The sequence below is a fragment of the Pseudomonas sp. GW822-FHT04H02 genome, assembly GCF_058800645.1.
The window spans coordinates 49,804-67,328 of sequence record NZ_JBXAMM010000008.1; the positions used below are offsets into that span (position 1 = coordinate 49,804).

General features: G+C 64.3%; 22 protein-coding genes. 13 read left to right on the forward strand and 9 right to left on the reverse strand.

The genetic code is table 11. The features are described 5' to 3' along the window. Window positions 1-57 precede the first annotated feature (57 nt). From AC1RMG_RS28415 to AC1RMG_RS28435, 5 genes are all read right to left on the reverse strand, one after another. Window positions 58-756, reverse strand: coding sequence for an OmpW/AlkL family protein (locus AC1RMG_RS28415; protein WP_011063748.1), 699 nt, complete (start codon window positions 754-756; stop codon window positions 58-60). A 167-nt stretch (window positions 757-923) separates the two neighbouring features. Next, window positions 924-1,445, reverse strand: a complete 522-nt coding sequence (locus AC1RMG_RS28420) for a DUF3299 domain-containing protein (protein ID WP_169893459.1) — start codon at window positions 1,443-1,445, stop codon at window positions 924-926. A gap of 25 nt (window positions 1,446-1,470) precedes the next feature. Continuing rightward, window positions 1,471-2,736 carry an ABC transporter permease gene (locus tag AC1RMG_RS28425; RefSeq protein WP_015637208.1) on the reverse strand — a complete coding sequence of 422 codons (1,266 nt, stop codon included), beginning with the start codon at window positions 2,734-2,736 and terminating at the stop codon, window positions 1,471-1,473. 1 nt (window position 2,737) lies between these two features. Next, the gene (locus tag AC1RMG_RS28430; protein ID WP_019093216.1) at window positions 2,738-3,448 is read right to left on the reverse strand and encodes an ABC transporter ATP-binding protein; all 711 of its coding nucleotides are present in this window, start codon (window positions 3,446-3,448) and stop codon (window positions 2,738-2,740) included. Window positions 3,449-3,509: 61 nt separating this feature from the next. Further along, window positions 3,510-4,118 (reverse strand): DUF2796 domain-containing protein, encoded by a 609-nt coding sequence (locus tag AC1RMG_RS28435; protein WP_011063744.1) that lies wholly within the window; start codon window positions 4,116-4,118, stop codon window positions 3,510-3,512. A gap of 134 nt (window positions 4,119-4,252) precedes the next feature. Here AC1RMG_RS28435 and AC1RMG_RS28440 point away from each other — a divergent pair, with 134 nt between their 5' ends. Beyond that, window positions 4,253-4,594, forward strand: a complete 342-nt coding sequence (locus AC1RMG_RS28440; RefSeq protein ID WP_015637205.1) for a hypothetical protein — start codon at window positions 4,253-4,255, stop codon at window positions 4,592-4,594. An 83-nt stretch (window positions 4,595-4,677) separates the two neighbouring features. Here the strand turns inward: AC1RMG_RS28440 and trxA are convergent, their stop codons facing one another. The 3 genes from trxA to AC1RMG_RS28455 form a co-directional block, all read right to left on the reverse strand. Beyond that, window positions 4,678-5,550 carry a thioredoxin gene (gene trxA, locus AC1RMG_RS28445; protein ID WP_011063742.1) on the reverse strand — a complete coding sequence of 291 codons (873 nt, stop codon included), beginning with the start codon at window positions 5,548-5,550 and terminating at the stop codon, window positions 4,678-4,680. Between the two features lie 62 nt (window positions 5,551-5,612). Continuing rightward, the gene (locus AC1RMG_RS28450) at window positions 5,613-6,269 is read right to left on the reverse strand and encodes a class I SAM-dependent methyltransferase (RefSeq protein ID WP_053154128.1); all 657 of its coding nucleotides are present in this window, start codon (window positions 6,267-6,269) and stop codon (window positions 5,613-5,615) included. After that, window positions 6,266-6,724: a hypothetical protein gene (locus AC1RMG_RS28455; protein WP_011063740.1), complete on the reverse strand. Its 459-nt coding sequence runs from the start codon at window positions 6,722-6,724 to the stop codon at window positions 6,266-6,268. The genes AC1RMG_RS28450 and AC1RMG_RS28455 overlap by 4 nt, the downstream gene beginning before the upstream one ends. 129 nt (window positions 6,725-6,853) lie before the next feature. Between AC1RMG_RS28455 and nrdR the strand changes: the two genes are divergently transcribed. The 12 genes from nrdR to AC1RMG_RS28515 all read left to right on the forward strand — a co-directional run bounded on the left by nrdR (window position 6,854) and on the right by AC1RMG_RS28515 (window position 15,528). Beyond that, on the forward strand, window positions 6,854-7,318 hold the full coding sequence (gene nrdR, locus AC1RMG_RS28460) for a transcriptional regulator NrdR (RefSeq protein WP_019095943.1): 465 nt from the start codon (window positions 6,854-6,856) through the stop codon (window positions 7,316-7,318). After that, the gene (ribD, locus tag AC1RMG_RS28465; RefSeq protein WP_169893390.1) at window positions 7,315-8,448 is read left to right on the forward strand and encodes a bifunctional diaminohydroxyphosphoribosylaminopyrimidine deaminase/5-amino-6-(5-phosphoribosylamino)uracil reductase RibD; all 1,134 of its coding nucleotides are present in this window, start codon (window positions 7,315-7,317) and stop codon (window positions 8,446-8,448) included. The genes nrdR and ribD overlap by 4 nt, the downstream gene beginning before the upstream one ends. A gap of 47 nt (window positions 8,449-8,495) precedes the next feature. After that, window positions 8,496-9,158, forward strand: a complete 663-nt coding sequence (locus AC1RMG_RS28470) for a riboflavin synthase (protein ID WP_011063737.1) — start codon at window positions 8,496-8,498, stop codon at window positions 9,156-9,158. A gap of 16 nt (window positions 9,159-9,174) precedes the next feature. Further along, entirely contained in the window at window positions 9,175-10,266 is a 1,092-nt protein-coding gene (gene ribBA / locus AC1RMG_RS28475) for a bifunctional 3,4-dihydroxy-2-butanone-4-phosphate synthase/GTP cyclohydrolase II (RefSeq protein WP_011063736.1), read from the forward strand. A gap of 91 nt (window positions 10,267-10,357) precedes the next feature. Continuing rightward, complete coding sequence (gene ribH, locus AC1RMG_RS28480; RefSeq protein WP_011063735.1) at window positions 10,358-10,834, forward strand: 6,7-dimethyl-8-ribityllumazine synthase; 477 nt, start codon at window positions 10,358-10,360, stop codon at window positions 10,832-10,834. After that, window positions 10,831-11,331 (forward strand): transcription antitermination factor NusB, encoded by a 501-nt coding sequence (gene nusB / locus AC1RMG_RS28485; protein ID WP_011063734.1) that lies wholly within the window; start codon window positions 10,831-10,833, stop codon window positions 11,329-11,331. The genes ribH and nusB overlap by 4 nt, the downstream gene beginning before the upstream one ends. Before the next feature lie 18 nt (window positions 11,332-11,349). Beyond that, window positions 11,350-12,315, forward strand: a complete 966-nt coding sequence (gene thiL, locus AC1RMG_RS28490; protein WP_011063733.1) for a thiamine-phosphate kinase — start codon at window positions 11,350-11,352, stop codon at window positions 12,313-12,315. Next, a complete protein-coding gene (locus AC1RMG_RS28495) occupies window positions 12,312-12,815 on the forward strand; it encodes a phosphatidylglycerophosphatase A family protein (RefSeq protein ID WP_011063732.1) in 504 nt (167 codons plus the stop codon). The genes thiL and AC1RMG_RS28495 overlap by 4 nt, the downstream gene beginning before the upstream one ends. 10 nt (window positions 12,816-12,825) lie before the next feature. After that, entirely contained in the window at window positions 12,826-13,569 is a 744-nt protein-coding gene (locus AC1RMG_RS28500; RefSeq protein WP_015637198.1) for a substrate-binding periplasmic protein, read from the forward strand. A 128-nt stretch (window positions 13,570-13,697) separates the two neighbouring features. Beyond that, a complete protein-coding gene (gene ribA, locus AC1RMG_RS28505; RefSeq protein ID WP_011063730.1) occupies window positions 13,698-14,315 on the forward strand; it encodes a GTP cyclohydrolase II in 618 nt (205 codons plus the stop codon). Next, window positions 14,312-14,731 (forward strand): hypothetical protein, encoded by a 420-nt coding sequence (locus tag AC1RMG_RS28510; protein WP_011063729.1) that lies wholly within the window; start codon window positions 14,312-14,314, stop codon window positions 14,729-14,731. The genes ribA and AC1RMG_RS28510 overlap by 4 nt, the downstream gene beginning before the upstream one ends. Beyond that, a complete protein-coding gene (locus AC1RMG_RS28515) occupies window positions 14,731-15,528 on the forward strand; it encodes a cobalamin-binding protein (RefSeq protein ID WP_493170804.1) in 798 nt (265 codons plus the stop codon). The genes AC1RMG_RS28510 and AC1RMG_RS28515 overlap by 1 nt, the downstream gene beginning before the upstream one ends. 68 nt (window positions 15,529-15,596) lie before the next feature. On the opposite strand, the gene AC1RMG_RS28520 is transcribed toward AC1RMG_RS28515, so the two are convergent. Further along, on the reverse strand, window positions 15,597-17,489 hold the full coding sequence (locus AC1RMG_RS28520) for a TonB-dependent receptor plug domain-containing protein (RefSeq protein WP_493170805.1): 1,893 nt from the start codon (window positions 17,487-17,489) through the stop codon (window positions 15,597-15,599). Window positions 17,490-17,525: the final 36 nt, after the last annotated feature.

The following is a 17,525-nucleotide window of genomic DNA, read 5'->3' on the forward strand; positions in this document are numbered from 1 at the left end:
GAAAACACGCACATGAAAAAGGCGCCTTGCAAGGCGCCTTTTTTATTGCTGGCGGGTTTAGAACTTGTAACCCAGGCCCACCATGTAGACCCATGGGTCGACGTCCACATTGACCTTGGCACGAGTGCCGGCGGCCAGGGCGTTGTTGTCCACGTAGGCGCGGGTATCGATGTCGATGTAGCGTGCCTGGGCGTTGATCATGATGTTGTCGGTCAGCATGTAGTCGGCACCGATCTGCCAGGCCAGGCCCCAGGAGTTCTTGGCGCGGAAGTTGTCGAAACCTTCGGACTGGGCGCGGCTGCCGACGTGCTCGTCGTAGATCCAGGTGTAGTTGATACCGGCACCGACGTAGGGTTGGAACACCGACTTGTGGTCCAGCGGGTAGTACACCACGCTCAGGGTCGGTGGCAGGTGCTTGAGAGTACCCAGCTTGCCGTTGGCCGGAGCCAGGGACGTGTTGCGGATCTTCACGTCGTGTTCGAACGGGGTGGCGGCCAGCAACTCGATACCGATGTTGTTGGTCAGCATGTAGGCGAAGTTCAAGCCCAGCTGAGTGTCGCTGTCCATGGTCGCCTTGCCGCCCAGGTTGGCGCCAGCCAGTGGGCCGCTGTCGACCTTGACGTCGGAGCTGTTGGCTTTGGGTTTGACGGTAATCGCACCGGCACGAACGATGATGTCACCAGCTTCGTGGGCGTTGGCAATCGGGGCGGCGAGTGCGAGCGCGATCAGGGAGGCGCTAAGCAGAGACTTGTGCATGGGAGCTCCAAAGGACGATTCAGATTGGCTATGTCCAATGGTAAGGATCGTCAAGTTGACCGCCTTGACTCAGCTCAATGAAATGGCAAACCCCGGTTGGCGGGGTGAACTATTCTTTTGCCCCGCACTCTTTTGACGTTCCCCGGGCGTCGCCCGCCCGCACTCTTTTACTCCGGCAACTCGTAGACGTAGATCTTCTGCGCCACCATCTGGTAGCCGGCATCCGCCAGCTCGCTGGTGGAGGGCTTGACCTGCATGTCGCCTTCGATCCAGTACGGCTGGTACAGCTCATCGAGTTTCACCCCGACTTCGCTGGTGACGTGGACGATCTGGTTCGACGGCGGTGGCGGTACGTGGATGCAGGCGCCGAAGTAGGGCACCAGCAGGAAGTCTGTGGTGCGTCCTTCCTCGCTCACTTCCAGGGGCACGATGTAGCCGGGCAGGCGCACCGATTGGCCGTCGAGGCTCTTCACCACCGGGGCATTGGGCAGGTCCTGCTTGGCAGCGGGAGCCGATTCGGCGGACAGCGCATCGCTCATCTGCGACAGGTCGTGCAGCGGCTTCATGTTCGGCACTTCCGGCGGCGCGTCCGGCGGGATCATTTCCGACCAGGTCAGGTCCTTCGGAGCCCCCGCCGCCCACAGCGGCGAGCTGAACAGCAGCGACAGGGCAAGCAGAGAGCGCAGCAAGCGTTGGGTCTTCATAAACCAGGGCTCATAAACGAATCGACAGGCCATCGGCCAGGGATTGCCGGTAGGCGCGCCAGGCCGGCACGCTGCCCATCAGCAGCGCGGCGATCAGAATACCGCCCAGCAGCGTCCACTCATACTGGCTGGGCCAGGACAGTGGCAGGTACAGGCCGTAATTCGACTGCACGTAGCCCTGGGCCAGGGCGATGCCCAGGTACAGCAGGCCAAGCCCGGCCAGCACCCCGAACAGCGCCAGGGCGAAGGCTTCGAAGATCAGCAGGGTCGCAATGTGCCAGGGGCGCGCGCCCACCGAGCGCAGGATGGCCATCTCCCGCCGGCGTTCATTGAGGCTGGTGAGGATCGCCGTGAGCATGCCGATCAGGCCGGTCAGGACCACGAACAGCGACACCACGAACAAGGCTTTCTCGGCGGTGCCCATCAGGCTCCAGAGTTCCTGCAGGGCCACGCCGGGCAGGATCGCCAGCATCGGCTCGCCGCGGAATTCGTTGATCTCCCGTTGCAGGGCGAAGGTCGAGATCTTGCTGTTGAGGCCCAGCATGAAGGCGGTGATGGCCTGGGGCGTCAGGTCCATGTTGCGCGCCTGGTCGGCGCTGATGCGCCCCTCGCCACGGGCCGGCACGCCGTTGTGCCAGTCGATGTGGATCGCCTCCATGCCGCCCAGGCTGATGTGCAGGGTGCGGTCCACCGGAGTGCCGGTGCGCTTGAGGATGCCGACCACGGTGAAGGGCTTGTCGTCGTGCTTGACCAGACTGATGGCCGCCACGCCGTGGGCCAGTACCAGCTTGTCCCCCAGCTTGTAGTGCAAGGCATCGGCGACTTCGGCCCCCAGCACCACTTCGAAGGGGTCGCTGGCGAAGGCCCGGCCCACCGCCAGTTGCAGGTTCTGCTGGTGGCCGTACTGGTAGTGCTGGAAGTAGGCGTCAGTGGTGCCCATCACCCGGTAGCCGCGGTGGGAGTCGCCCAGGGAAATCGGGATTGCCCATTTCACCTTGGGGTTGCTGGCGAAGTGCTCGAAGCTGTCCCAGCGGATGTTGTTGGTGGCGTTGCCGATGCGGAATACCGAGTACAGCAGCAGGTTCACCGAACCGGAACGGGCGCCGACGATCAGGTCGGTGCCACTGATGGTGCTGGCGAAACTGGCCCGGGCTTCGGTGCGCACCCGCTCCACCGCCAGCAGCAGGCAGACCGAGAGGGCAATGGCGAAGGCGGTGAGGATCGCGGTGAAGCGACGGTTAGCCAGGCTGGCCATGGCTAGACGGAACAGATACATCTCAGACCTCTGCGGGCTTGGCGGCGCGATTGAGTTCGGCCAGCGACAGGTTGCGATCGAACAGCGCTGCCAGGCTCTGGTCGTGGCTGACGAACAGCAGGCTGGCCCCGGCTTCACGGCATTCGGCGAACAGCAATTGGAGGAAGGCTTCCCGGGCGTCGTGGTCCAGCGCCGAAGTCGGTTCGTCGGCAATCACCAGTTCCGGCTGGCCGATCAGCGCCCGGGCCGCAGCGACCCGCTGCTGCTGGCCGATGGATAGCGAATCGGCGCGGCGGCCGAGCAGCTCCGGGTCCTTCAGCCCCAGGTGGGCCAGCAGGGTGGCTGCGGCCTGGTCGACGCTGCCATGGCGCTGTGCGGCGCGGCCGGCCCGTAGCTTGGAGAAGTGGCAGGGCAGCTCGACGTTCTCGCGTACCGAGAGAAACGGCAGCAGGTTGAACTGCTGGAAGATGTAGCCGGTGTGATCGACGCGAAAGCGGTCGCGGGCGCCGGCCGAAAGCTCGGTCAGCTCCTGGCCCAGCAGGCGAATGCTGCCCTGGTTGGGTTTCTGCACGCCGCCCAGCAGGCCCAGCAGGGTGGTCTTGCCGCTGCCGCTGGGGCCCTTGAGGAACAGGGTTTCGCCGACTTCCAGGCGAAAGTCCGGGATGTCCAGTAACGGTGGATGACCGGGCCAGTTGAAGCCCAGGTTGGACAGTTCGATAAGTGCTTGGGTCATGTCGGGTCGATCATCGGATGAGTGTTGTAGCCGCCGAAGGCAGCGGCTACAGGGTTGGCGCTCAGAACTTCAGGGTTGCCGCCGTGGCGCTGGCTTCGACGCCCTGCTGGCCATTCGGCGAAATGAGTTGTACCTGAATTTTCTGGGTGGCGGGGAAGGTCTTGAAGACCTGCCCCAGATCGAGGGTCTTCAGGGCATCCGGCTTGGCGCAGGTGAACTGGTAGTGGGCGTGGATCTCGCTGTGCTCATGGTGATGCTCGTGGCCAGCGGTGTCCTTGGCATCTTCGTCGTGGTCGTCGTCATCGTGATCATCGGCATCGGGCTTGTCGCCGAACAGCGGGCTCTCCAGCTCCTGCTTGGCCACCACGCACGCCGCTGCCTTGGGCAGGCTGAACAGTACCAGCGGCTGTTCCAGCTGGGTGCGGGCGGCAGCCACCTTGGCCTTGTCGGCGTCGGTGCTCGGAGCGTGTTCGAAGCCCACCAGGTTCATTGCCGGGCTCTCCAGCTCCAGTTCCAGGGTCTGGCCGTCGAGCACTGCGTTCAAACGGCCGACTCCATGTTCGTGGGCGCCGAGGCTGCCATGTTCATGCTCGTGATCATGGGCTTGCGCGGCCTGGGCGGCGGCCAGCGGCAACAGGGCGAACGGCAGGGCGAGTAGCAGACGGCGCATAGCAAGTCTCCGGAGCGAAGATGAAATAAATGTTATGTGATCTTATAACAATCGGCCGCTGAGTTTGACCGGCCGCTTGGCGTTGCGCAAGACGCGTGGGAGCATGCTCGTCAGAAAAATTCAGGAGCACAGCAATGTTGCGGATTCGTGGAAGCATCGGCGACTGGCCGGTGGATTTGACCCTGGAACTGGACGAAGGCGACTGGGCGCAACTGGGTGCGCAGTTGCAGGCGGCCAAGCCCGAGAGCGTCGCGGTGGCGGCGAAGCCTGCCAGCCAGGACGATGCCCTGTGGCAGACCACCAAGGAATTGCTGCGCAAGGCCGGGCAGCTCAGCGGGCCGGAGTTGCTGGAGCAACTGGAAGGGCTGGCCGGTAGCGCGGCGGCAGGCAAGCGCTTGTTGGTGCGCTTGCGCCACTGCGCCGAGGTCAAGGTGGTGAGCGGCGCCGATACGCCGATCTACAGCTGGGTGCAATGACCCTGCAGGAGCCCGCTTGCTGGCGAACGCGTTCGGCCTGTCAGAACGCTTTCGCTGGCAAGCCAGCTCCTGCACCAGCCGGCTCAGTACAGGGCGGCGAACAGCTTGCGGCGGTAGGCGGTCACCAGCGGGTGGTCGTTGCCCAGCAGGTCGAAGACTTGCAGCAGGGTCTTGTGGGCGATGCCTTCGTTGTAGCTGCGGTTGCGCATGAACAGCTTGAGCAGGGCTTCCAGCGCCGCTTCATATTGCTGGCGCGCCAGTTGCTGGATCGCCAGTTGGTACAGCGCTTCATCGTCCTGCGGGTCCTTGGCCAGGCGCGCCTTGAGCTCGGCGGCGTCCGGCAGGTCCGCGGCCTGCTTGAGGAAGGTGATCTGCGCCTTGGCTCCGGCCAGGGCCGCCTTGTGCTCATCGCTCTTGACCGCGTCGAGCACGGTCTGGGCTTCACCCAGCTCGCCACGCTCGGCGAGGCAGCGGGCGTAGAGGATCAGCGCCTTGGCGTTGCTGTTGTCTTCGCCCAGCAGCACCTTGAGCAGGGCCTCGGCATCGCCGATACGGCCTTCGGCAAACAGGGCTTCGGCCTGTTCCAGCGGATCGGCGGCCGGCGGTGGCGGCATCTGCACATGGGGTTCGAGCATGGCCCGCACCGCGGATTCCGGTTGCGCACCGGCAAAGCCGTCTACGGGCTGGCCGTCCTTGAACAGCACCACGGTGGGCAGGCTGCGGATGCCGAAGCGGGCGACGATGTCCTGCTCGATGTCGCAGTTGACCTTGGCCAGCAGCAGTTCGCCCTGATAGCTCTCGGCAATTTGCTGCAGCATCGGCATCAGCGCCTTGCAGGGCGCACACCACTCGGCCCAGAAGTCCACCAGGACCGGCTTGTGAAAGGAGTTCTCGATCACCGACTGGTCGAAATCAGCGGTGCGGGCGTCGAAGATGTAGGGCGTTTCCTGACTCATGGGGTATCTCGAATAAGCGGGAATGGAACCACTATAAAGGCTGGCCGGGAGGCTGAAAATCGCTATCGCCGCTGTGCGTGATAGAGGCTCACGTTGCGAAATTCCCAGGGTTCGGCCAGGTCGGGCAGGGTGAGGGCATTGAGCATTTCCAGGCGCTGATAGAGCGGGTGCTGGAAGTCCCGTACGCGGGAATCCGCCACCAGGGCCTGGCGGCCACGGCTGAGGAACTGGTCCAGCAGCGGCAGGTTGGCCCGGTCGTAGAGCACGTCCGCCACCAGGATCAGGTCGAAGCGGTCGGCCTCGGCGAAGAAATCCATGGAATAGCTCAGCTCGACGCCATTGAGTCGGGCATTCGCCCGGCAGGCGGCAATGGCCAGCGGGTCAAGGTCACAGGCCACCACTTCCCGGGCCCCGGCCTTGGCCGCGGCAATCGCCGCCACGCCGGAACCGGCACCGAAATCCAGCACCCGCTTGCCCGCGACCCAATGCGGCTGCTCGGCCAGGTAGCGCGCCAGGGCCAGGCCGCTGGCCCAGCAGAAGCTCCAGTAGGGCGGCTCGTGGAGGATGCGCCGGGTTTCTTCCGGGGTGAAGGCGCGGTCCATGTTGTCGGCGTCGATCAGCCAGAGCTTCAGCGTGGTATCGGGCAGCTCGCAGGCTACCAGTCGCGCGTCCCCCAGCAGTTCGCTGAGGGCAGCTTGCAGGTCGAGCGGGACATTCATGGGGCTTTGACAAATTGCAGTTGGCCCAGGGCCTGGCTGGTGGGTTGGTCGATGCGTTGGGCCGGCAGGTGCAGGATCAGTTGGCCGGACTGGCTGGCGCGGCCGCGCAGTTCGACCCGGGCGCCGGCCGGAAAGGCTTCGGTGGCAAAGCGCAGGCGGAACGGCAGGGCCTGGCTGGTGCCGCTCAGGTTGCTGCTGGCCAGCAGGCGTTGCGGACGGCCGCGCTCATCGATCACCAGCAGGGCCAGCTCGACGTCGGCGCCGGCCGGTACGCCCTCGAGGGTGCCGCTCAACTCGCGCTGGTAGGCCGGCAAGGGGCCTGGATCGGCCGGTTCCTGATTTTTTTTCACCGCCTGCTGCTGTGAAGTGGAGGGGGCCGCGGTTTTTGGCGCATCGCTGCTGCAAGCGACCAACAGGCTGACAAGACTGAGCAGAACGAGCGGTCTGAGCGGCATCTGAAGCTCCAACAAGGCGAATTTCCGTGTGCGAAACATAATAGTCGGTCTGTATACCGTAAAGGCTATGGCTTGTCTTGCCAGTGGGATGCGCTACCATGGCCCTCCCTTTTTTTGTTGCCTGCCACCATGCACTGTCCCTTCTGCGGTGCCAACGACACCAAGGTCATCGACTCGCGTCTGGTCGCCGAGGGCGAACAGGTGCGCCGCCGGCGTGAATGCCTGGCCTGTGGTGAACGTTTCACCACCTTCGAAACCGCCGAACTGGTGATGCCGCGCCTGATCAAGACTGACGGCAGCCGTCAGCCCTTCGACGAAGAAAAACTGCGCGCCGGTATGCAGCGCGCCCTGGAAAAACGCCCGGTGAGTGTCGAGCGTCTGGAGGCGGCGCTGGTGCACATCAAGCACAAGCTGCGGGCCACCGGCGAGCGCGAGGTCAAGTCGCTGGTCGTGGGTGAGCTGGTGATGACCGAGCTGCAGAAGCTCGATGAAGTCGCCTACATCCGCTTCGCCTCGGTCTATCGCCGTTTCCAGGACCTCAACGAATTCCGCGAAGAGATCGACCGTCTCGCCCGTGAGCCGGCCAAGCAATGAGCCAGCCTGCCGAGCAAGCGGTCCTCGACGCCCACTACATGGCCCGTGCTCTGGAACTGGCGCGCAAGGGTCGCTACTCCACCCATCCCAACCCGCGTGTCGGCTGCGTCATCGTGCGCGACGGCCAGGTGGTGGGCGAGGGCTGGCACGTGCGGGCCGGCGAGCCCCATGCCGAGGTGCATGCCCTGCGCGCGGCCGGTGAACTGGCCCGTGGCGCCACCGCCTATGTGACCCTCGAACCCTGCAGCCATCACGGGCGTACGCCGCCCTGCGCCGACGCCCTGGTGAATGCCGGCGTGGCACGGGTGGTCGCGGCCATGCAGGACCCCAACCCGGAAGTGGCCGGCCGTGGCTTGCAGCGCCTGGCCCAGGCCGGCATCGACACCCATGGCGGTGTGCTGGAAGGCGAGGCGCGGGCGATCAATAAAGGCTTTCTGAAACGCATGGAGCACGGCTTGCCTTATGTACGGGTCAAGCTGGCCATGAGCCTGGATGGCCGCACCGCCATGGCCAGTGGCGAGAGCCAGTGGATCACTGGCCCTGCGGCGCGCTCTGCAGTGCAGCGCCTGCGGGCCGAGTCCAGCGTGGTACTGACCGGCGCCGACACGGTGCTGGCGGACGACGCGCGGCTGACCGTGCGCGCCGCCGAACTGGGCCTGGATGCCGAGCAGACCGCCCTGGCCATGAGCCGGCCGCCGCTGCGGGTGCTGATCGACGGCCGCCTGCGGGTGCCTCTGGATGCGCCATTCTTCAAGGCCGGCCCAGCGTTGGTTGCCACTTGTGCGGCGGTGGAAGAGCAATACGCCAACGGCCCGGAATGCCTGATTGTTCCCGGCCCCGATGGCCAGGTGGATCTGCGTCGCCTGCTGTTGGAGCTGGCGGCCCGTGGGGTCAACGACGTGCTGGTGGAAGCCGGCCCACGCCTGGCCGGGGCCTTTGCCCAGCAGGGCCTGGTGGACGAGTACCAGATATTCGTCGCCGGCAAGTTCCTCGGTTCCTCTGCGCGGCCGTTGCTGGACTGGCCGCTGGCGCAGATGAGCCAGGCGCCATTGCTGAAGATCATAGAAATGCGTGCGGTGGGCGATGACTGGCGAGTCACTGCCATCCCGGCCCCGCCAGCGAGCGTATAATTCCCGACTTTCGCCTACCCGGCGGCCCTGTTCTCGAGGAGGACTCCATGTTCACCGGCATCATCGAATCCATCGGCAGCATTCGCGCATTGACCCCAAAAGGCGGAGATGTGCGGGTCTATGTAGAAACCGGCAAGCTTGATCTGGCCGACGTCAAACTGGGCGACAGCATCGCGGTGAACGGCGTCTGCCTGACCGCTGTTGAACTGCCTGGCGATGGTTTCTGGGCCGATGTCAGCCGTGAAACCCTGGACTGCACCGCTTTTCATCAGTTGAAGGCCGGCAGCCGGGTGAACCTGGAGAAAGCCCTGACCCCGACCACCCGCCTGGGCGGTCACCTGGTCAGTGGCCATGTCGACGGCGTCGGTGAAGTGGTGGCGCGGGAAGAAAATGCCCGGGCCATCCAGTTCCGCATCCGCGCACCGAAAGAGCTGGCCAAGTACATCGCCCATAAAGGCTCGATCACCGTCGACGGCACCAGCCTGACGGTCAACGCGGTCAATGGCGCCGAGTTCGAGCTGACCATCGTTCCCCACACCCTGGCGGAAACCATCATGGCCGACTACCGGCCGGGTCGGCAGGTCAACCTTGAGGTGGACCTGCTGGCGCGCTACCTGGAGCGCCTGCTGCTGGGCGACAAGGCGGCCGAGGCCACGGGCGGCACCATTACCGAAAGTTTTCTGGCCGCTAACGGCTATCTCAAATCCTGACTCAAGGGGGTGCCGAGTGGCGCTCAACAGCATCGAAGAACTGGTTGAAGACATCCGCCAAGGCAAGATGGTCATCCTCATGGATGACGAAGACCGCGAGAACGAAGGCGACCTGATCATGGCCGCCGAGTGCTGCAAGGCCGAACACATCAACTTCATGGCCAAGCACGCCCGCGGCCTGATCTGCATGCCCATGAGCCGCGAGCGCTGCGAGCTGCTCAAGCTGCCGCTGATGGCGCCGCGCAACGGTTCGGGGTTTGGCACCAAGTTCACCGTCTCCATCGAGGCCACCGAAGGCGTGACCACCGGCATCTCCGCCGCTGACCGCGCCCGTACCGTGCAGGCCGCCGCTGCCAAGGACGCCAAGGCCGAGGACATCGTCAGCCCGGGCCACATCTTCCCGCTGATGGCCCAGCCCGGCGGCACCCTGGCCCGCGCTGGCCACACCGAGGCCGCCTGCGACCTGGCGCGCATGGCCGGTTTCGAGCCCAGCGGGGTGATCTGCGAAGTGATGAACGACGACGGCACCATGTCCCGTCGCACCGAACTGGAAGCCTTCGCCGCCGAGCACAACATCAAGATCGGCACCATTGCCGACCTGATCCACTACCGGATGATCCACGAACGTACCGTTCAGCGGATTGCCGAGCAGCCGCTGGATAGCGAACTGGGCCAGTTCAACCTGGTGACCTATCGTGATTCCGTGGAAGGCGACGTGCACATGGCCCTGACCCTGGGCGAGATCTGCGCTGAAGAGCCGACCCTGGTACGGGTGCACAACATGGATCCGCTGCGCGACCTGCTGATGGTCAAGCAACCGGGCCGCTGGAGCCTGCGGGCGGCCATGGCCACGGTGGCCGAGGCCGGCAGTGGCGTGGTGCTGTTGCTCGGGCACCCGCTGGATGGCGACGTGCTGCTGGCACATATCCGTGAAACCGCGGAGCACCAGCCGGCGAAGAAGCCCACCACCTACAGCATCGTCGGTGCCGGTTCGCAGATCCTGCGCGACCTGGGCGTACGCAAAATGCGCCTGATGAGTGCGCCGATGAAGTTTAATGCGATATCCGGTTTCGACCTGGAAGTTGTAGAATACGTGCCCTCCGAATAAAAGCCGCCTGTTTCCGGCAGCCTATTCGCGGTTCAAATATCACTGAAGAGCGTGTACTAGACACGCTCTGGCTCTTTAAGAGATTTGTCGAATGACCCTGAAGACCATCGAAGGTACCTTCATCGCCCCTAAAGGCCGCTATGCCCTGGTGGTCGGCCGTTTCAACAGCTTCGTCGTCGAAAGCCTGGTCAGCGGCGCGGTTGACGCCCTGGTTCGCCACGGCGTGAGCGAAAGCGACATCACCATCATCCGTGCTCCTGGCGCCTTCGAAATTCCGTTGGTTGCACAGAAAGTGGCACAAAAGGGTGAGTTCGCGGCAATCGTCGCCCTGGGCGCGGTCATTCGTGGCGGTACTCCGCACTTCGAATACGTGGCTGGCGAGTGCACCAAGGGCCTGGCCCAGGTGTCCATGGAGTTCGGCGTGCCAGTGGCCTTCGGCGTGCTGACCGTTGACTCGATCGAACAAGCCATCGAGCGTTCCGGCACCAAGGCCGGCAACAAAGGTGCTGAAGCTGCCCTGTCCGCCCTGGAAATGGTCAGCCTGCTGGCGCAGTTGGAGGCCAAGTGATTAGCGACGATAGCGATCGTTTCAACCCGCGCGATCCCAAGCCTGCCAATGCCGGCAAGCCATCCAAGAGCGCCAAGCGTCGCGAAGCCCGTCAGCTCGCGACCCAGGCGCTGTACCAATGGCACATGGCCAAGCATTCGCTGAACGAGATCGAAGCGCAGTTCCGGGTCGACAACGATTTCACTGACATCGATGGCGCCTACTTCCGTGAGATCCTGCACGGGGTTCCGGCCAACAAGAACGAGATCGACACCGCGCTCGTGCCTTGCCTGGACCTGGCCATCGATGAGCTGGACCCTGTGGAGCTGGCGGTTCTGCGCCTGTCTACCTGGGAACTGCTCAAGCGCGTCGACGTGCCGTACCGCGTTGTGATCAACGAAGGTATCGAACTGGCCAAGGTCTTCGGTTCCACCGATGGCCACAAGTTCGTCAATGGCGTACTCGACAAGCTGGCCCCACGCCTGCGCGAAGCTGAAGTGAAGGCGTTCAAGCGCTGAACCGCGCTTGCAGCTGCCATGGGCGAGTTTGAGCTGATCCGCAACTTCTTCGCTGCCGCGCCTTGTGCGCAGGGCGGCGAGGGTGTTGCCCTGGGGATCGGCGACGACTGCGCCTTGCTGGCAGTTGCCCCTGGCGAGCAGTTGGCGATTTCCACCGACACCCTGGTGGCCGGTGTGCATTTCGCCGATCCCTGCGAGCCCTTTCTTCTTGGCCAACGCTCCCTGGCGGTGGCTGTCAGCGACCTGGCCGCCATGGGCGCCACGCCACTGGCCTTTACCCTTGCCCTGACCCTGCCGACGGTAAGCACCGATTGGCTGCAGGCCTATGCCCAAGGCTTGAATGCCATGGCGCAGAACTGCGGGGTGCGCCTGATCGGTGGCGATACCACCCGCGGCCCCTTGACCCTGACCCTGACGGTATTCGGCCGGGTACCTGCCGGCCTGGCCCTGACCCGCAGCGGTGCTCGGGCAGGCGATCTGCTGTGCGTCGGCGGTGACCTGGGCAACGCCGCCGGCGCCTTGCCGCTGGTTCTGGGCCAGCGCAGCGCCGAGCCGGCGCTGGCTGAGCCACTGCTGGCCCATTACTGGTCGCCGCAACCGCAACTGGCCCTGGGCCAGGCGCTGCGGGGCAAGGCCACGGCGGCGCTGGACATCTCCGATGGCTTGCTGGCCGACTGCGGCCATATCGCCACGGCCTCGGCGGTTGGTTTGCAGGTCGAGGTCGAGAAGCTGCCGCTGTCGCCGGCGCTGCTGGGCTTTCTCGGCCAGCAGGGCGCTCGCGCCGCGGCCCTGAGTGGCGGTGACGACTACGTCCTGGCCTTCACCCTGCCACCGGCCGAACTGGCGCCGCTACTGACGGCCGGCTGGCCAGTGCGGGTGGTCGGGCGAGTGGTGGCCGGGCAGGGGGTGACCCTGCTGGATGCCGATGGGCAGGACATCACCCCCGGCACCCGGGGTTATCAACACTTTCCGGAGACACAGTGACAGATCATCCCAAACAGGTCCCGGCGGAGTTCGTACCGCCGTCGGTGTGGCGCAACCCCTGGCATTTCCTGGCCTTCGGCTTTGGCTCCGGCACCTTGCCCAAGGCGCCGGGCACCTGGGGTTCGCTGGTTGCGCTACCCTTTATCCCGCTGTGGCAGATGTTGCCGGACTGGGGCTACTGGCTGATGCTCGGCATCACCATGCTGTTCGGTTTCTGGCTGTGCGGCAAGGTGGCCGACGATCTGCGGGTGCATGACCACGAAGGCATCGTCTGGGATGAAATGGTCGGCATGTGGATCACCCTGTGGCTGGTGCCCGAAGGCTGGTACTGGCTGCTGGCAGGTTTCCTGATGTTCCGCTTCTTCGACATTCTCAAGCCCTGGCCGATTCGCTGGATCGACCGGCATGTGCATGGCGGCGTCGGCATCATGCTCGACGACGTCCTCGCCGGGGTGTTTGCCTGGCTGGCGATGCAAGGGCTGGTGTGGTGCTTCAGCTGAGGAAATAGGCATGGGTGTGTGCCGCGCGCTGCTGGTATTGCTGGTTGCCTTGAGCTGTTGCAGCGTCCGGGCCGCGGAGCCGCAGGCGCAGCCCAGGCACATTCGCATCGCCAGCGAGGTCTGGAGCGATTACACCGAAGCCAATGGCGAGGGGCTGGGCTGGGACATCCTGCGCGAAGTCTTCGAGCCGCTGGGTGTGACCATCGAACGTTGCAGCGTGCCCTATACCCGTTCGGTCGGGCTGGTACAGCGCGGCGAAGTGGACGCCCACATGGGTGCCTACCGTGATGAGTCGCCGGGTGTGCTTTACCCCCACTGGAACTACGACACCGATCACATCTACGCCCTGGGACTGGCCAGCAACCCCGAGTTGAGCCTGGCGACTATCGCCAGTTACCGACTGGTCTGGGTGCGCGGCTACAAGTACCAGGACTACCTGCCCAATATCCGTCGCTACAACGAGATCCGCCGGCGCATCGGCATCCTGCCGATGCTGCTGTACAGCCGCGCCGACTATTACATCGATGCCCAGACCGAGATCGACTACGTGCTGGGGCAGGCCTCCGATCCGAGCCAGTTCAAGCGTACCCACCTGACCGAGCTGCCGCTGTACCTGGGGTTCGCCAGCAACCCGCGCGGGCGGGAAATGCGCGAACTGTACGACCAGCGCATGGCACAGCTGGTGAGCACCGGGCGTTTGCGGCCGATCTTCGAGCGCTGGAAACAGCCTTATCCCTTTGACGGGAGCCCTTAGCCGGCGGTGCGTTGATCAAACTTATCGATCTTTATCTCCGATAATTCAGCCTAAGCGTCCAGTGGAGGCTGCTGTTACAATGCCGCCTCTGCGAATCTCCAGTCCTCATACAGATCAGGAGCACAACAGTGCCCGTCGTTTTTGTTGCTGCTTGCAAGCTGCCTACGCCTTTTGCGCAATTCACCATGCATGGTTTTCTCGATGAAGCTACCGGCCGCGAGCATGTGGTGCTCAGCCTGGGCGATATCGCCGACGGCGCTCCGGTTCTCGGCCGCCTGCACTCCGAGTGCCTGACCGGCGATGCACTGTTCAGCCAGCGTTGCGACTGCGGTTCGCAACTGGAAGCCGCCCTGCAGGCCATCGCCCGCGAAGGTCGTGGGGTGTTGCTGTACTTGCGCCAGGAAGGCCGGGGTATCGGCCTCTTGAACAAGATCCGCGCCTACGAACTGCAGGACGGTGGCGCCGACACCGTGGAGGCCAACGAACGCCTGGGCTTTGCCGCCGACCAGCGCGACTACGCCATGTGCCTGCCGATGCTGGAGCACCTGGGGGTCAAGTCCCTGCGCCTGATGACCAACAACCCGCGCAAGGTCAAGGCCTTGACCGAGATGGGGATCCAGGTCGCCGAGCGTGTACCGCTGCACACCGGCCACAACCCGCACAACAAACTCTACCTGGCGACCAAGGCCAGCAAGCTCGACCACATGATGGGCAACGAGCACCAGGGCGAGGTCGACCGCGCGTGACCCGGGGCCAAGTCAAGCGGCGCCTGACCGTCAGTTGGTGGCAATACCTGGCCCTGGGCCTGTTGCCGTTGTTCGTGATCAACGCGTTGTTCGGCCAGGGCGAGCCCATCCTGCCGGTGCTGGCGATGCCGTTCTTCATTGCCGGGGTGGCATCGATGTTCGTCAGCCTGCGCTTTTTCGGCGGCTACAAGCACGCCCTGATCGCCACCCAGAAAGCCCTGGACACTCCCGAGGAACCGGCGGCCTGGATCAACCTTGCGGCCAGCCGGCGGGTGGCGTTCCTGGCGGCGTCGCTGCCGGCCTGGATCGGCACCCTGGCGGTGTTCGTCGGCCTGGAAGCGGTGCCGCTGATGCTTCTGGCGGTGTCCACGGCGGTGCTGTTCTACCTCTATCGCATTCCGCGTCAACTGGGCTGATGCTGCGCTGGCTGGCGGTCCTGTGCCTGCTGGCCAGTGTTCCGGCGCTGGCGGCGCAGCGGGTGGTGAGTCTTGCGCCATCGCTCTCGGAAATCGTTGTAGAGCTGGGGGCTGCCGAGCTGCTGGTGGGCGTGCTGGATGCCGGTGAACGGCCCGCGCCGCTCAAGGACCTGCCTTCGGTGGGGCGCTACGGCCAGCTGGATATCGAGCGCTTGCTGAGTCTCAAGCCTGATCTGCTGTTGCTCTGGCCGGGCAGTGTCGGCCCGGCCCAGCGCGATCAGCTGGCGCGCCTGGGGATCCCCACCCTGGTTGCCGAACCCCATAACTTCCCGCAACTGACCGCACAGATTGCCGAGATCGGCGAGCGTCTGGGTCGCCCGGCGGCCGGCCGCGAGCTGGCCGCCGAGTTGAACGGGCAACTGGCTGCATTGCGCGTCCGCTATCACCGCGAACCGCCGTTGCCGGTGTTCTATCAGGTCTGGGACCAGCCGCTGTACACCGTGGGTGGTGGGCAGATCATCAGCGAAGCCTTGAGTGTCTGCGGCGCGCGCAATGTGTTTGCCGACCAGCAACTGCCGGCGCCCCAGGTCAGTATCGAGTCGGTGTTGCAGCGCAATCCGCAGGCGATCCTCGCCACCGCCCAGGGACAACTGGATGCCTGGAAGGACTGGCCGCAGGTCGCGGCGGTGCGGCAAGGGCGGTTGCTGCTGGTAAGGGACAAGGGCCTGGAGCGGCCCAGCGGGCAGATGATTGCCGCGACGGCCAGGCTCTGTGCCTTGATCGCACCTGAGCGCTGAGCCCCTTCACCGGCAGGCCTTGCCCTAGGGGGCTGTAGGAGCCGGCTTGCCGGCGAAGGCAGCGGACCTTACAGCTCAGGCGTCCAGGTCACGCCGAGCATCCAGGTACGGCCTTCGCTGCGGTAGCCATAGTCGTTGCCGTTGTACTCGTAGAGCGCGCGGCTATAGGACTTGTCGAAGATGTTGTCGAGTTTCAGGTCCAGCTTCACTTCCTGATTGATCGCCCAACTGCTTCGCAGTCCGAGCAGGCCGTAGCCGCCAATCGGGACCTGCTTTTTCGTGCTCAAGTCCTCACGGCTCTTGCTCACCAGTTGCCAGCTGGCACCTAGCGCCAATTGGTCGAACTGCCGGTCTAGATCCAGATTCAAGGTGCGGCGGGCACGGCGCGGCAGTTGATGGCCATCCTTGCGATTGCGCGGATCAATGATCGCGGTGCCGATGCTGGCCTGCCAGCCGAACAGATCCTGTTTCAGGGCCGCTTCGAAACCGTTGATTCTCGCTGCGCCAACGTTTTCCGGGCGTTGGGCTATGCGGTCATAAATGATTGCGTCCTTGATATCGGTGCGGAAGATCGAGGTCTCCAGGCGAGTGCTTTGCGTCAGTTGGCTACGCCACTGCAATTCATAGCTCTTGGAGTGTTCCGGCTTGAGGTCGGGGTTGCTGAAGCCGGGGTAATACAGGTCGCTGAAGTTGGGCGCCCGGAAACCTTCGCTATAGGAGAGCAGCAAGTCATTGTCCGGGTTGAGCGGCAGGGTAAAGGTGCCGCTCCAGGTGTTCTGGCTGCCATATTGCTGGTTCTGGTCGCGGCGCAGACCCAGCTCGGTGGAGAAACTGTCACCGCGAAAGCGGTGCTGAATGAAGGCTGCCCGGTTCCAGCGGCTGTCTTCGGCAAATCGCGTCGGGCTGGTATTGAGCCGGTCTTCGTACCAGTCAGCGCCGAGGATCAGGCTGTTGTGTTCGTCCAGGCGCAGATCGTTCTGCCAGTTCAGCGAGTCCCGGTAGGTATTGAATACGTTTCGTTCGTCACTGAGTTTGTCGCGCTTGAGGTCGCGGTTCTCGCTATGCCCCAGCTCTACTCGCGACGTCCAGTAATCATTGATGTGCGCATCGAGATAGCCGCTGACGCTGCTGACACTGAAGTCGGTGTAAGGATCCTGGGCGAAGACGTCGTAGCTTGAGTCGTAGCGCCCGAAGGGGTTGTCATAGCGCGTGCGACCACGGTTATCCAGCAGGTTGAGGCCTACCTCCAGGTCATCGTTCAGCGCATGGCTGAGGGTGAAGCTCAACGACTTGTTGCGGTAACCATCATGGTCGGCATCGCTGGGGAACGATTCCTGGGTCCAGTCGATCCCGGCGGTTTCATCCAGGTTGGCGCCGAGGCTGAAGCGTGTCTGTTGATCTCCACCGGACAGTCCCAGGCTGCGCTCCCAGGTCTGGTTGCTGCCAGCGGCGACGCGCATGCGCCCATGGAGCCCCGAGTCCGCTCCGCGCCGGGTGAAGATCTGGATCACCCCGCCAATGGCGTCGCTGCCATAGATCACTGAGCGCGAGCCACGCAGTACTTCCACCCTTTCTATCTGCTCGATACTGATGAACTGCAGGTTACTGTCGCCGCTCGATGAGCTGCTGATGCGCTGGCCGTCCACCAGCACCAGGCTCTGGGCCGAGTTGGTGCCGCGGATGAAGATATTCGGCAGGTTGCCGCGGCCGCCGCTCTGGGCTACCTGCACCCCCGGCACCCGCTGCAGCAGGTCGGTGAGGCTGCCGGGTTGCAGGCGGTCGATGTCTTCCCGGGTGAACACGGTGTTGGCGGCGCTGCTGTCATTGCGCGCTTCCACCTGGCGGTTGGCGCTGATCAGCATTTCGGGCAGTTTCAGGGCCTGATCGCGGTCGGGGGTGTCCGCAAAGAGTTCGGCGCAGGGCAAAAGGCAAAGCGGCAGGGCCAGGCGAGAGAGTTTCATGGCTATTCCGTTAGCGCGGCTCGGCCTTTGCCGCAA

Excerpts from the sequence above, each read along its gene's own strand:
- AC1RMG_RS28415 (WP_011063748.1), bottom strand. The coding sequence starts at position 756 with ATGCACAAGTCTCTGCTTAGCGCCTCCCTGATCGCGCTCGCACTCGCC.
- AC1RMG_RS28425 (WP_015637208.1), bottom strand. The coding sequence starts at position 2,736 with ATGTATCTGTTCCGTCTAGCCATGGCCAGCCTGGCTAACCGTCGCTTC.
- AC1RMG_RS28430 (WP_019093216.1), bottom strand. The coding sequence starts at position 3,448 with ATGACCCAAGCACTTATCGAACTGTCCAACCTGGGCTTCAACTGGCCC.
- AC1RMG_RS28435 (WP_011063744.1), bottom strand. The coding sequence starts at position 4,118 with ATGCGCCGTCTGCTACTCGCCCTGCCGTTCGCCCTGTTGCCGCTGGCC.
- AC1RMG_RS28440 (WP_015637205.1), top strand. The coding sequence starts at position 4,253 with ATGTTGCGGATTCGTGGAAGCATCGGCGACTGGCCGGTGGATTTGACC.
- trxA (WP_011063742.1), bottom strand. The coding sequence starts at position 5,550 with ATGAGTCAGGAAACGCCCTACATCTTCGACGCCCGCACCGCTGATTTC.
- AC1RMG_RS28450 (WP_053154128.1), bottom strand. The coding sequence starts at position 6,269 with ATGAATGTCCCGCTCGACCTGCAAGCTGCCCTCAGCGAACTGCTGGGG.
- AC1RMG_RS28455 (WP_011063740.1), bottom strand. The coding sequence starts at position 6,724 with ATGCCGCTCAGACCGCTCGTTCTGCTCAGTCTTGTCAGCCTGTTGGTC.
- nrdR (WP_019095943.1), top strand. The coding sequence starts at position 6,854 with ATGCACTGTCCCTTCTGCGGTGCCAACGACACCAAGGTCATCGACTCG.
- ribD (WP_169893390.1), top strand. The coding sequence starts at position 7,315 with ATGAGCCAGCCTGCCGAGCAAGCGGTCCTCGACGCCCACTACATGGCC.
- AC1RMG_RS28470 (WP_011063737.1), top strand. The coding sequence starts at position 8,496 with ATGTTCACCGGCATCATCGAATCCATCGGCAGCATTCGCGCATTGACC.
- ribH (WP_011063735.1), top strand. The coding sequence starts at position 10,358 with ATGACCCTGAAGACCATCGAAGGTACCTTCATCGCCCCTAAAGGCCGC.
- thiL (WP_011063733.1), top strand. The coding sequence starts at position 11,350 with ATGGGCGAGTTTGAGCTGATCCGCAACTTCTTCGCTGCCGCGCCTTGT.
- AC1RMG_RS28500 (WP_015637198.1), top strand. The coding sequence starts at position 12,826 with ATGGGTGTGTGCCGCGCGCTGCTGGTATTGCTGGTTGCCTTGAGCTGT.
- AC1RMG_RS28515 (WP_493170804.1), top strand. The coding sequence starts at position 14,731 with ATGCTGCGCTGGCTGGCGGTCCTGTGCCTGCTGGCCAGTGTTCCGGCG.
- AC1RMG_RS28520 (WP_493170805.1), bottom strand. The coding sequence starts at position 17,489 with ATGAAACTCTCTCGCCTGGCCCTGCCGCTTTGCCTTTTGCCCTGCGCC.